We start from the raw sequence: 14,114 nt of genomic DNA, 5'->3' as shown, positions 1-14,114 counted from the left end.
TTCCCATCTCGAACAGAGAAGTTAAGCCCCGCACCGCTGATGATACTGGGATCAAACCCGGGAAAGTAAGTAAGCTCCAAGTTATTATCAAAAGACCGCCTCGTAAGAGAGCGGTTTTTTTTTGACCGAAAGTTATCAGTTGCCAGTGGTCGGTAGTCAGTCGGCAGTCCGGAGGGAAATAGTCCGGAGTCCGAAGGGAAAACAGTCACTAGTCGTCAGTGATTAGTCGCTAGTCGCAGAAGATAATCTAGAGGATAAACTCTTACCTCTTAATTCTTTACTCTTAGTTCTAAACCAGTCACTAGTCGTCAGTCGCTAGCAATTTTTCAGATAGTTTACCTCTTAGTTCTTCACTCTTAATTCTTCACTCTTAGTTCTTATCTTTCTATCTATCGTTCTAAGTAATTCAACTTCCTTTTAGTAGTAATGAAAAAAGACGCGAAGTATCGCGTCTCTACATTTAAATATCCAACATCTTAACTCTTAGTTCTAAAATCTTACCTCTCACCTCTTAGTTCTTCACTCTTAGCTCTTAACTCCCTACGCTCCCCCCTGACATATGACTAGTGACTAACGACTAAATTCTGTCACTCATTTACCCATTCCCAACTTTGTAATTACACCCTAATAATCTACTTTTACTTCATGACAATTATCTACATCATTCTCGCAATTTTAGTCGGAGCCGGAGCAGCCTATCTCCTACTCCAAGGTAAAATCACCGTTTTGAACAGCCAATTAAGCCAACTAACCGGCTTACAAGCAAAAACCGAAGCGCTGGAACAAGAGAACAAAACGATGTTTGGTAAATTATCCCAACTCGAAGGACAAAATGAAACGCTGAAAACTACGGTGGAAAGCCAGAAGGCCGACGAAGATAAATTACGGAAAATGCTTACGGATATTAGCAATGAGTCGATTCTTCGACAAGGACGTATGCTAAGCGATCAGCAACAAGTTAAATTAAACGACGTTTTAAACCCGCTCAAGGAAAAACTTTTGGCATTTGAGACTCAGGTCAATGAAGGCCAAAAAAACTCCTTACATCAAAACACGGTGCTTTTGGAACAAATCAAAAATCTAACTAACCTCAATCAAACCGTTACCCAAAAAACCGAAGACCTCACAAACGCCCTGAAAGGCTCCAATAAATCCCAAGGAAACTGGGGTGAAATGATTTTAGAACGCGTTTTGGAAAGCTCAGGCCTCAAAAAAGGCATGGAATACGAGACACAATTTGTCACTAAAAATCAAATAAACGAAACGATTAAACCCGATGCGGTTATCTTCCTACCCGATAACAAAAACCTCATCATCGACTCCAAAGTATCTTTAACCGCCTACGAACGCTATACCAGCGCCGAAGAAGGCACAGTCGAAAAAGAACAAGCACTCAAAGAACACATCGAGTCACTTAAATCCCACATCAAATTATTATCTGCCAAAGATTATCATACAGGTCTCGACTTAAATAGCCCCGACTTCACCCTCCTATTCATTCCGATTGAATCAGGTTTCGTGGCAACCATCAGCCAAGATACGACCTTGTTTAATTACGCCTGGGAACGTAAAATCGTTTTGGTATCCCCTTCTACCCTATTGGCAACTTTACGCACGATCGCTTCGGTTTGGAAGACTGAATACCAAACACGTAATGCCATCGAAATTGCTCGACAAGCCGGTGATCTTTACGATAAATTCGTCTCATTCACTCAAGATATGGAAGACGTAGGCAAACACATGAAACGTGCTGAAGATGCCCACGCTGGCGCCCTGAACAAACTCAGCACCGGAAAAGGTAACCTTGTCAGTCGGGCCGAAAAACTGCATAAACTAGGCATCAAATCAACCAAAAAATTAAACCAAGGATTGATTCAAGACGAGGAGCTAGAGATTGAGGAGGAATAGAAGGGAGGTAAGAGTTAAGAGTTAAGAGTTAAGAACGAAGAGATAAAAAATCCTTCGGACTACGAACTAAATCCCTCCGGACTGACAACAAGTGACTGAGGACTAGCGACTAAAAAAATCCGAAGCCCCCAGCATACAACTTCGGACTTCGGACGTTAAATAAGTTAAGAATGAAGAGTTAATCCTTCGTGACAGACGACTAGCAATAGGCAACTGATATTCCCCTCCGGACTCCGGACTAAATTCCACCGGACTGACTTCTGATGACTTCACATATAACCCTAGGCTTTAGCCTAGGGACCCCAGACTATAGTCTGGGGCTAAAAAACGTAACGTTTACTCCTGACTGACGACTAGTGACTGAAGACTAGCGACTTCCCACCTCCGGACTCCGGACTAAATCCCTCCGGACTAGCGACTATCTCCTATGCTTTCTTCAAAAACTCCGTTCTCAACACCATCATCGACTTTTCTACTTTCCCCTCAACCTCATCTGCATCATCTGTCAAACGAATGTTCTTGACCATCGTACCACGCTTGATCACACTCGATGAACCACGCACCTTCAAATCTTTGATTACTGTAACTGAATCGCCATCTTTCAAAACAGCTCCATTGCTATCGCGAACGATTAATTCTTCATTCTCATCCATTGTATGATTGTTTTTTGGTTAATAATAAGGTCGGAATTATTTCTTCCAACCGGTTTTGTTATTTCTAAATCCTAATAAGCGCTGAGCCAAATCCGGTCGCTTCAAATACGTCAAACGATTCCGAATCCAATCTTTATACTCCGCCTTATACCAGAAAAAATACTTATTCTGATTCTGCTTCTCTTCTTTCGTCTTCGCCGTTTTAATAGGTTGCAAAGTGTAAGGATGAACGCCTGAATAATAGATTACCTCGGCCACGGTCATGGGTGTAGGAGTGAAATCCTGCACTTGCTCCAACTGGAACCCTAAATCTTTGGTCTCAGCTGCCAAATTCGCCATATCTTCTTCTTCACATCCCGGATGCGATGAAATAAAATAGGGAATCAAAGGCTGCTTTAAACCAAATTTGGCAGAAATCTCATCGTATTTCTTCTTAAACGCATGAAAATACTTGAACGATGGCTTCCGCATCACGCGTAAGGTCGCATCCGATGTATGCTCCGGCGCAACCTTTAATCGGCCTGAAACATGGCGCGTAATCAATTGCTCCATGTATTCGTCGTGGTTGCCATCCTGGTTATTCTTATTGAAGTCATCGACCAATAAATCATACCGTACGCCTGACCCCACAAATGCTTTCTTAATTCCCGGATGCGCATCTACCTTCCGGTAAATGTCCGTCAATGGTTTATGATTCGTATCCAAATTATTACAAATCACCGGATGAATACACGATGGACTTACACATTTGGCACAAATCGACTCATCCTTTCCCTTCATGCGATACATGTTGGCAGAGGGTCCTCCCAAATCCGACAAATATCCCTTGAAATCAGGCTGCTTCGTGATTTGATCAACTTCTTTCATGATTGACTTCTCACTTCGGGACGCAATAAACTTCCCTTGATGCGCGGAAATCGTACAAAAACTACATCCCCCAAAACATCCGCGGTGCATATTCACCGAAAATTTGATCATCTCATAAGCCGGAATCGGCCCACGTTTCTTGTATTTTGGATGTGGTAAGCGCGTATAAGGCAAATCAAAGGATTTATCCATCTCCGCCTCTTCCATCGTCTTAAAGGGTGGATTAATTACCAAAAGGTCCTCTCCTACGGCTTGGGTAATCCGATTAGCCTGCCACTTATTCGACTCCACTTCCACAATCTTGAAGTTGGACGCATATTTAATTTTATCCTGCAAACAAACTTCATGACTAGCCAACTCAACCGTTTCCCAATCACCCACGACAGGTAAGGGCTCCGATTGCTTTTGAACAAAGGCTACTTGGTTGATGTCAGTTAATTCAGCTAAAGCCTTACCAGATTTCACCCCACGAATGATCTCTCGCAAGGGTTGTTCGCCCATGCCGTAGACCAACATGTCTGCTTGAGAATCCACTAAAATCGAAGGGAATAATTTATCCGCCCAGTAATCATAATGCGTCACACGACGCAAGGATGCCTCGATACCCCCAATTAACACAGGGACATCCGGATAAATCTCCTTTAATATTTTGGAATAAACCGTCGTGGCATAATCAGGCCGGAAACCTGCTTCACCACCCGGTGTATAGGAATCATTGGAACGTAATCGCTTATTCGCCGTATAGTGATTCACCATGGAATCCATACAACCTGCCGTTACGCCAAAAAAGTATTTGGGTTTACCTAATTTCTTAAAATCCCGCAAGTCATCCTGCCAATTGGGCTGCGCCACAATCCCCACTTTCAAGCCCTCACTTTCCATGATCCGACCAATAACCGCCGTTCCAAACGCCGGATGATCAACATAGGCATCACCTGATATCAGAATGACGTCTAGCTCATCCCAGCCACGCTTTTCTACTTCCTTCTTTGTCAATGGAAGCCAGTCGGTAATCGGTCTTTCTTGCATGCTGCAAAATTAGCTAAAAACGCGGGTTTAACCTATTTCGTTAATTGCGCTTTTAAGTAATCTGCCGTCGCTTGAAATACCTTGATGGCATTCGAAAACTTCATCCAATGATGCGTATCATCTACAATCACCATCGTTTCCATAGGTACTTTTTTCTTTTGCAAGCGATTGATTAAGTCAATACTTTGGCTAAATGGAACATTGCGATCGTCATCCGCATGAATGAACAATACGGGCGATTTCCACGTATCTATGGACGAGATAGGTGAAGAGCGATATGATAAACTTGTTGCCCAATCAGCATCTGGTGCCTTGTGAGGTCCCGATAATAATTCCATCGGAATTTCTCGTTGGTGTGCCCAATCATGCACCCCATGAATATCTACTCCAGCCACGAATAATTTAGAATCACGCGCCAACGCTAATGCAGTTAAATATCCGCCATAGGATCCGCCATATAAGGCGATTTTCTTAGGATCAACATAGGATTGTTGCGCCAACCACTCTCCTGCCGCTTTGATATCTAGGTATTCCGAAGCACCCCATTGGCCAGCTGATTTAGGATTATGGAAATCATAGCCATATCCAATGCCCAATCGGTAATTAACCGACAAAACCACAAATCCTTGATTCGCCAAATACTGGTTCAATGCATAGGCATTTGAGTAATAATCGGAATAGTGCCAACCCAAAAGCATTTGACGTGGAGGTCCACCGTGCACAAAAATGATGGCCGGTTTTTTCTGCGCTCCGTTCGAATTATCAAAAATTTGGCCGTGAATCGTTAAACCATCCAATGATTTAAAAATCACTTGTTTTGGTTCTACCAATGCACTCGTTGGGAATTCTACTGGAATTAAACTTTCGGTTAATGAACGAGCTGTAGAAGAGGTAGACAACATCAATTGAGGTGCCTTTTGAGCTCCTGCCCCGATATAGGCATATCCTCCGGCAACTGAAACAGCGGTCCACTCAATTCCCTTTCCTGGCGTCAAGACTTTCATGTCAGCCTTATCCACAGAAACTTGGCAGATATGTCGGCGATCTTTGTCCGTGTCTTCGCCTCCTGTATTTGCATCAAAATAAATCGAATTTCCATCAGCACTAACGCTCAGATGCTCCACCATAAATTCACCTGGGCTCAATAACAAAGCCGCGCCACCCGTAGGTGCAACTGAATAAGCATGCGGCCAACCATCATGATAAGACGTAAATACTAAACGATCTTGGCGAGCCCAATGTAAGTTCGTGCCGCCATGTGTTGTAGGTATCGAACCTCTGTAGGTATTGGGCGCTTCCCAAACCAAGGTAGATTTTTCTCCAGCAACTAAACCCGCCTTACGAATCGACCATGGAATACGCTTCCGTTGGGTTAATGAATCCGCAGAACCTCCCTCGGCAGGTGTACGGATAAAGCCTAATTGACTACCATCCGGCGACCAATTGGGACTAAAATCTTTGGCGAATGCAGGATCAATCCAATTAACTGCATTCTTACCCATTTCCAAATAACCAATAAACGAATGGTCCCCACGATTCGCAACAAATGCTAATTTCTTTCCTCCAGGAGCCCAAGTCAAGGAATGCACGGAACCGCGCGTTTTCAACAAGCGAACAGGGGCTTCCAAGAAATCCTCATTCTCATTGGTATCCAATTTGCATATCCACGGTTGGCCTTCCTTAATATAAGCAACCACTTTATTATCCGGTGAAATAACCGGAAAGTCTCCTTCTGAAATGACACGAATCGGACCTCCTGTAAAAGCAATTTGCATCACGCGAACCGTTTGTGGTTCCGTATTTCCAGCTGGATTAACAGCCTTTTCATCATCAAAATTTGCTCCATGATCTCCACCGCGAACAAATAATACCCATTTCCCATCATCCGAAATCGAAATAGAGCTTAGCTCCTGGCCGTCGTCTTCTTTGAAAGAAGTTAATTTTCGAGCTGTAAAATTAGGCGCTTCCGCTACATAAATGTTTCGAATTCCTTTCTCATCCATAGCCCACGCTATTTTATCGCCCTGGGTTGAGCGAATCAATTCAGTTGGAAAAGCATAGGATTTAACGGCTTCCAAGGTGAACTTTTGACCAAAAGCGATCAATTGAAAGAAGATAAGAACAAGGGAGTAAAATAATTTACGCATAGTTTGAATTTATAAAACGAAATATAGGGAAAGTCGAACGGAATCGAAAAGAAAAACGTCACGAGCCGTTTAAATAAAATAAATTCAAACTAATTTTGAGGTTCATGGATGTATCAATCGTATTTGTCAATTACAAAACAGAAGCGCTCTTATTGGATTGCTTGCGAAGCATTTATGAACATACCACCGACTTGCATTTTGAATGTATCATCGTCGACAATCATTACGTCCCAGGACAAAATCAAGCTATTTTATCGACTTATCCACAAACAAAATGGATAGATTCCGGTGGGAATGTTGGTTTTTCCAAAGCCAATAATATCGGCTTACATGCCGCATCTGGAGAATACGTGCTTTTTCTAAATGCCGACACCTTGGTCTTCGATGCAACCATCTCAAAGGCTTTTCAAAAATTAAAAACCGATTCGAGTCTTGCGGCTATTGGTGGAATTCAAGTTGATTTAAATCAAGAAGCTCTCCCCTATTATCGAACACTCAATGATATAAGACGAGATTTTTACATTGTACCGAATAGCCCTTTTTTTCATCAACTGATCGATCGATTATTGCCTGTGCAAAGATTCAGCCGACCGGAAGAAACGAATAATTTAGTGGGTGCATTTCTGATGGCATCGAAAGAAATTCTACTCAAACTACATGGTTGGGACGAAGATTTTTTCATGTATGCAGAAGATGCAGAATTGAGTTACCGACTGAGCAAAATTGGGAAACTGGCCTATTTTGACGAGGTAAAATTCATTCACCTAATCCAAGATAATCCTTTCCGAAGAACGACCTACTCCTGGGTCAATCGTTTTGCGATGCAAATACAAGTTTCGAACTTGTTGTGGATTCGGAAAAGTTATGGCATTTTACCATTCTTGGTTATCTATGCGAATTATACATTTTTGGCTCCTGTGTTTTGGGCTTGGAAAATTTGCTTGAATTTACTGAAAGGGAAAAGCATTTTGGACGACACAAATAACCAACGAATTTTTAGCCAAAAACTAGGCATTCTCTATCGCTATTTTTTTCCTATTTTATTTCTTAGAAAAGGCCCTTACCGCATAAAAACAGAAGAGAATATTGATCAAGTCAATAAATCATAAAAATCCTCATTTTTTTTTAGTATTTTCGTTGAAAGGAACCTAATTAGCCGTGAAAACGAATACACAAATCGCTGAAACCATCGCAGCCTATGCGACTGAAAAAGAATCCACTTGGATCGCCGAACAAAAAGCCTTAAGTGGCAAAGCTTTGGCATTAGCCTTTGTGAAAGTTCCTCGTTTTATCTCAAAGCATTTGATTGAAGCTAGTGATTTCAAAGGCTGGACTCTAGACCAAGTCGTTCGTGTCGATTTACTTACTCAATTGGACGAGGCGAATGTAGACCTTTTATATGAAACTGCAGAAATGCAAGAAGCTGTCGCTTTAACGCGTTCACTTCCCTACCTAAATAATCCTGAGAATTTTTTATTACGTGCGACGGATGCGGTACGTTCAAACATGGGGCCCGTTTTTGACGCTATTGCCTTCGGGAATACATATCCGAAAGATTATTTCAGCGAAGCAGCTTGGAACCAATTAGTCTTAAAATGTATTTTCAATGATAAAGCCATTCATCAAATCATCGGATTGGATGATCGAGCTAATCAAGATTTAGCAAATACACTTTCCGATTTTGCCCATGAAAGATGGTCGGCAGGACGTAGAGTGCCATCGCAAGTATGGCGGCTCGTTCCTAAATTCATAAATGAATCTTTACATGCCGACATTGAAAAATTGACACAATCTGAAAATCCAAGGGATGTCCTCGCGGCAAGCTTAGTGAAACAAGAAGCCCAAATTCCTGGCAGCACGCAAGGACTTTGGCATGAACTCGAAAAACCAGAACCGATTTATACCGCCTAATATGTGCCAAGAACATAAAAACATAGGGAATCCTTCGCATTTTGAAGGAACGGAGCAAGAGAAAACGACAGCGCATGCTGTAGATGGAACTTTTGCCCAATACACACAAGGCATGAAATTCTTTGATCCGCATGTGCACATGACTTCGCGGACCACAGATGATTACCAGGCTTTAGCTGATGCTGGCGTTGTGGCCTTGATTGAACCTGCATTCTGGTTAGGCCAACCGCGTACTGGATTAGCTTCATTTAAAGACTATTTCGCGAGTTTAGTGGGCTGGGAACGTTTTCGTTCTTCGCAATTTGGCATTAAACATTATTGCACGATTGGACTGAATTCTCGTGAGGCTAATCATGAGGCATTAGCAGAACAGGTGATGGAAATATTGCCTTTATTCTTGCAGAAAGAAGGCGTTGTGGGTGTAGGAGAAATCGGTTTCGATGACCAAACGGCCGCTGAGGAAAAATATTACCGTGCGCAATTAGAACTGGCCAAAGAAATGAATTTGCCCGTTCAAGTCCACACGCCACACCGGGATAAGAAAAAAGGAACGGAGCGCAGTATGGCCATTGCTTTGGAGCATGGCATCGCACCAAACATGGTCATTATCGACCATAATAATGAAGAAACGGTTAAATCGGTTTTAGACCAAGGTTTTTATGCCGCTTTTACGATTTATCCATTCACCAAAATGGGTAATGAGCGTATGGTGGAAATCGTCAAACAATACGGTCCCGAACGCATCATGGTCAATTCTGCCGCGGATTGGGGCATTTCGGATCCATTAGCGATTCCAAAAACCGCAGCTTTAATGAAAATCAAGGAGATTCCGGATGAACATATTCGATTGGTCACGTATCAAAATGCTTTGGATGCATTTGCCCAAAGTGGACAGATTCAAGAATCGGATTTCATCAATGGCTTGGACATTGACCAAACACAAAAATTTAATGGAAATACGGTTTTACGGGGTGGTCAAGCACCGCGTGTCAACAAAGATTCACTAATCATTCGCTAATGCGCATCAAACTCAGAGCCTTTCTTGAACTCATGCGTCCAGCGAATGTCATTACAGCCTTAACGGATGTATTGGCGGGCATGGCCATTGTAGGATTTACCTTTGGGACCTTGGACTACCAATTTTGGCCTGTTGTTTTTCTAGGCATTTCGACCATATGTTTGTATGCTGGTGGCGTCGTATTCAATGACATATTTGACCACGAACTAGACATCATTGAACGCCCAGAACGCGCTTTGCCTAGTGGCAGAATCCAACGAATCGAAGCTGTTTTTGGTGGAATCGTTTTACTATCATTGGGAATTTTCTTGGCCTTTTGGCAAAGCCGATTGAGTGGGATCGTCGCAGTAATCATTACCCTACTTGCGTTGTTTTATGATTACAAGGGAAAGCACATGCGTATTTTTGGCCCCATCAATATGGGATTATGCCGGGCCTATAATTTAATGCTGGGTATGAGCGTGTACGAGCTCGGCGTTTTAGAGCACTTCCCGTTGATTTTAATTCCCTTGATTTACATCGCTGCGATTACCTTGGTGAGCCGTGGTGAGGTACATGGAAGCCAGTCGGCGCCCTTGTGGTTTGCGGCCTTCTTATTCGTCATTGTGCATGGAAGCCAATTGACCGTAGGCTATCAAGCTGGAAAACTGATGTACATGCTTCCATTTGTTGTGGCACATGCCTATTTGATCTTTTCAAAATTAACGAAAGCCATTAAAAACCCCATTGGACCTAATATAGGCCAAAGTGTTAAAACCGGTGTTTTGACACTGATTTTAATGAATGCCGCCTGGGTCAGCGTCAGTGAACAATATTACATGGCTTTTGTTACTTTAGCCTTATTGCCACTCTCCATGTGGGTGGGCAAAAAATTCGCCGTTTCTTAATTTATTATTCATGCAAGTTTTACAACAGCAATTTCAAGTACCCTTCAGCTATCAAGTGATTTTTACGAAACACTTGTTTGACGCGAGCAATAAAACCTTGTGTGATTTTATATCCAATTTTGGCCAAAGCAATTTCCGCAAACGTATCTTATTTGTCATCGACAAAGGCGTTGCAGATGCACATCCATCCTTAACGAGTAACATTGTTTCTTATTTCGAATCGAATGCCGTAGCTGATTTAGCACCAGAAATCTTGGTTTTACCTGGGGGCGAAGTGTGTAAAAATGATCCCCGATTTTATGAAGAAGTCGTTCGGGCGATTGATGAACATCGCATTGACCGACATTCTTTTGTCGCCGCCATTGGTGGTGGGGCGTTCTTGGATATGTCGGGCTATGCCGCTGCCATTTCCCATCGTGGAGTTAAATTAATTCGTATACCCACAACCGTCTTATCCCAAAATGATTCAGGGGTAGGCGTTAAAAATGGGGTCAATTACTTAGGAAAGAAGAATTTCTTAGGCACCTTCGCTCCTGCTGTAGCCGTATTTAACGATATCGCCTTTTTAGCAACCTTAGAAGACCGCGACTGGCGCTCTGGGATTGCAGAAGCCATCAAAGTGGCTTTGATCAAAGATTTAGCCTTTTTTGAATGGTTGGAGGCGCATGTCGATGCCATGAATGCCCGTGATGAAGCGGCGATGGTTGAGCAAATTTATCGTTGCGCCGACTTGCACATGAAGCATATTTCGGGCGGGGATCCTTTTGAATTGGGATCCGCACGACCCTTGGATTTTGGACATTGGGCAGCTCATAAATTGGAATATTTATCCGATTTCAAGATACGTCATGGCGAAGCAGTCGCGATCGGAATTGCCTTGGATTGCGTGTATTCGCATTTGATTGGTGCGATTTCATTAGTGGATTGCGAGCGTATATTGGCCGTTATTAAAGGCTTAGGATTTGATTTATATCATCAAGCTTTGGCCGAAAATGAATGCCAAAACCTGCATAAAGGTTTGCAAGAATTCCAAGAACATTTGGGAGGGCATTTAACCATCACTTTGTTGAAAGCTTTAGGAAAAGGAGAAGAAGTTCACGAAATGGACTTCCCAACGATCCAAGCTTCAGTTGCCTTATTAGCTAAATACGCTTAAGATGAAAACGGCCTACGGACACCTCAGCTATTGCAGTAACATTCATCCCGGTGAGATTTGGGAAGAACATTTTGCCAATTTACAAGCAACCGTCCCGAAGGTAAAGCAAGAAGTTTGTCCAGACCACGCGATGGGATTGGGTTTACGGATCGCGAATCAGGCAAGTATCGATTTAATCGAAGATTCGAACAAGTTGGCAGCCCTAAAAACCTGGCTCGCCCAAGAAGACATTTACATATTTACGTTGAACGGATTCCCTTACGGCGGATTTCACAATACGATTGTCAAAGATCAGGTGCATGCGCCCGACTGGACGACACAGGATCGCGTGAATTATACCCGTCGGCTGATTGATTTATTAGTTCAATTATTGCCTTCGGATCAACATGAGGGAGGCATTTCAACATCACCCTTGTCTTATAAATTTTGGTGGGATAATCGCGGTTCGGCTATTAGCCAGGCCACGATGGAATTGCTAAAACTCGTTCCCTATTTGGCTCAAACCGAACAATCAACGGGAAAATGGATTCACATTGATATCGAACCAGAACCAGATGGACTATTGGAAAATCACCGTGAATTCGTAGACTGGTACACAGACATTTTGATTCCTTATGCGATAACAGCTGGCATCCCTGAAGATTGGGTTCGCAGGCATATACACATCTGTTTCGATGTCTGTCATTATGGGGTTTCATTCGATAAACCTTCCTCCTGTTTACAAGAATTAGCAGAGAAAAATATCTCCATCGGCAAGATACAAATCAGTTCTGCGCTGCGAGTTGATTTACGAAAGGACGCTTATGCGCGTATCGAAGCCTTGAAACAATATGAGGAACCCACTTATTTACATCAGGTGAAGGCCTTGAAAAAAGATAGGAATTACGAACAATTCAAAGATTTGGGAGAAGCATTAGCGCACTATCAAGATGGTATTTACGACGAGTGGCGCGTGCATTTCCATGTACCACTTTTCTTAGATTCCTATGGCTTATTGAATTCCACGCAAGCGGAAATCGCGGAAACTTTGGCTTATCATCAACAACACCATGTCACTCGGATGATGGAAATTGAGACCTATACTTGGGGCGTTTTACCCTCCGAATACCAAGAATCCATCGAGACATCCATCGCGCGTGAAGTCACGTACATACAAGACCTATTATGCAAAAAACCGTAGTCATTGATATTGTAGGCCTAAGCGAAAGTATTTTAGGCCAACACACGCCATTTTTAGATGGTTATATTTCGGGCAAAAAGAAATCGAAAATCAAGCCCCCTTTTCCGGCCGTGACGACGACTTCTCAAAGTGTATACCTGACTGGTAAATATCCGAGTTCACATGGTATTGTGGGGAATGGTTGGTATGACAACATCGATTCGGAAGTGAAGTTTTGGAAACAGTCCAATAAGCTCGTGGGGGACGAAAAAATCTGGGATGCAGGACATAAAAAAGATCCGAATTTCACCTGTGCCAATTTATTTTGGTGGTACAACATGTATTCAACGGCGGATTATTCGGTGACACCCAGACCTCAATATCACTCGGATGGAGTGAAGATGCCCGATTGCTATAGCCATCCAGCAGATTTGCGTGATGAATTGCAGGAGGCCTTTGGAACATTTCCCTTGTTTAATTTTTGGGGACCCAATGCGAATATTAAATCGACGAACTGGATTGCGGATGCCTCCATTTATGTGGATAAGAAATATGACGCGACGCTGACCTTTATTTATTTGCCACATTTGGATTATTGCTTGCAGAAATTCGGGGTGGATTTTGAAAAGATCAAAGGCGATTTGCAGGAAATCGATCAGGTAGTTGAGCGTTTAGTAAGCCATTTTGAAGGCAAGGGGGCGAAAGTAATTATCCTTTCAGAGTATGGAATAAACAATGTTTCCAAACCCGTTCATTTGAATCGCATCTTACGTGAGGCAGGTTATATCGCCTTGCGGGAAGAACAAGGATTGGAATTATTAGATCCGGGTGCATCATGTGCATTTGCCGTTTCTGATCATCAAATCGCGCATGTATATTGTCCTAATGCTTCTGTTTTGGACGAAGTAAAACTACTCTTGATGCAAACACGTGGCGTCAAAAAAGTGCTTTCCGGTGATGAATTAGCGGCATTTCATATTGATCATCCGCGTGCGGGTGACTTAGTATTGATTGCTGATACAGATGCCTGGTTCACCTATTATTACTGGTTGGACGACAAAAAAGCACCCGATTTTGCCCGTTGCGTAGACATCTTTAAGAAACCTGGATATGACCCTGTCGAGATGTTCATGGATCCTAAAAACCCATTCATCAAACTACGTGCAGCCTATAAATTGGCCCGTAAACTGACTGGTTTCCGATATCGCATGGATGTGATTCCATTGGATGCGAGTTTGGTTAAAGGATCGCATGGTAGTCCATTTTGCGACGAAGCTTATTATCCTTTGTATATCGCTGATAATCAATCAACTGATAAAATGGAGCCGACGGAAGTTTATTCTTTGATTTGGAATACGGTGTTTGAATAAATTAGTTAA

11 protein-coding genes and 1 rRNA gene are annotated in these 14,114 nt (G+C 42.7%); 9 read left to right on the top strand and 3 right to left on the bottom strand.

All coding sequences use genetic code 11. From position 1 onward, the window contains the following. Both rrf and rmuC read left to right on the top strand, forming a co-directional pair. Positions 1–82, top strand: a 5S ribosomal RNA gene (gene rrf, locus SKC38_RS12535); the annotation flags it as partial. Between the two features lie 563 nt (positions 83–645). Then, the gene (gene rmuC / locus SKC38_RS12105; RefSeq protein ID WP_377977403.1) at positions 646–1,908 is read left to right on the top strand and encodes a DNA recombination protein RmuC; all 1,263 of its coding nucleotides are present in this window, start codon (positions 646–648) and stop codon (positions 1,906–1,908) included. 425 nt (positions 1,909–2,333) lie between these two features. On the opposite strand, the gene SKC38_RS12100 is transcribed toward rmuC, so the two are convergent. The 3 genes from SKC38_RS12100 to SKC38_RS12090 are packed head-to-tail and all read right to left on the bottom strand — an operon-like array spanning position 2,334 to position 6,604. Beyond that, entirely contained in the window at positions 2,334–2,561 is a 228-nt protein-coding gene (locus tag SKC38_RS12100) for a zinc ribbon domain-containing protein YjdM (RefSeq protein WP_130895301.1), read from the bottom strand. A gap of 36 nt (positions 2,562–2,597) precedes the next feature. After that, a complete protein-coding gene (locus SKC38_RS12095) occupies positions 2,598–4,457 on the bottom strand; it encodes a YgiQ family radical SAM protein (RefSeq protein ID WP_377977402.1) in 1,860 nt (619 codons plus the stop codon). 32 nt (positions 4,458–4,489) lie between these two features. Next, entirely contained in the window at positions 4,490–6,604 is a 2,115-nt protein-coding gene (locus SKC38_RS12090) for a S9 family peptidase (RefSeq protein WP_377977401.1), read from the bottom strand. 104 nt (positions 6,605–6,708) lie between these two features. On the opposite strand from SKC38_RS12090, the gene SKC38_RS12085 reads away from it, so the two are divergent. From SKC38_RS12085 to SKC38_RS12055, 7 genes are all read left to right on the top strand, one after another. Continuing rightward, positions 6,709–7,713, top strand: coding sequence for a glycosyltransferase family 2 protein (locus SKC38_RS12085; protein WP_377977400.1), 1,005 nt, complete (start codon positions 6,709–6,711; stop codon positions 7,711–7,713). A 49-nt stretch (positions 7,714–7,762) separates the two neighbouring features. Next, on the top strand, positions 7,763–8,515 hold the full coding sequence (locus tag SKC38_RS12080) for an EboA domain-containing protein (RefSeq protein ID WP_377977399.1): 753 nt from the start codon (positions 7,763–7,765) through the stop codon (positions 8,513–8,515). Positions 8,516–8,627: 112 nt separating this feature from the next. Beyond that, positions 8,628–9,533, top strand: a complete 906-nt coding sequence (locus SKC38_RS12075) for a TatD family hydrolase (protein ID WP_377977408.1) — start codon at positions 8,628–8,630, stop codon at positions 9,531–9,533. Beyond that, on the top strand, positions 9,533–10,420 hold the full coding sequence (gene eboC / locus SKC38_RS12070) for a UbiA-like protein EboC (protein ID WP_377977398.1): 888 nt from the start codon (positions 9,533–9,535) through the stop codon (positions 10,418–10,420). The genes SKC38_RS12075 and eboC overlap by 1 nt, the downstream gene beginning before the upstream one ends. A 10-nt stretch (positions 10,421–10,430) precedes the next feature. Then, on the top strand, positions 10,431–11,576 hold the full coding sequence (locus SKC38_RS12065; RefSeq protein WP_377977397.1) for a 3-dehydroquinate synthase: 1,146 nt from the start codon (positions 10,431–10,433) through the stop codon (positions 11,574–11,576). A 1-nt stretch (position 11,577) separates the two neighbouring features. Then, positions 11,578–12,756, top strand: a complete 1,179-nt coding sequence (eboE, locus tag SKC38_RS12060; RefSeq protein ID WP_377977396.1) for a metabolite traffic protein EboE — start codon at positions 11,578–11,580, stop codon at positions 12,754–12,756. Next, a complete protein-coding gene (locus SKC38_RS12055; protein WP_377977395.1) occupies positions 12,741–14,105 on the top strand; it encodes an alkaline phosphatase family protein in 1,365 nt (454 codons plus the stop codon). Before eboE ends, SKC38_RS12055 begins: the two co-directional genes overlap by 16 nt. Positions 14,106–14,114: the final 9 nt, after the last annotated feature.

The organism is Aquirufa echingensis (assembly GCF_042714525.1).
GTDB classification, from domain to species: Bacteria; Bacteroidota; Bacteroidia; order Cytophagales; family Spirosomataceae; genus Aquirufa; species Aquirufa echingensis.
The sequence above is the reverse complement of the archived record's forward strand: the minus strand, read 5'-3'. Positions and strand labels throughout refer to the sequence as shown.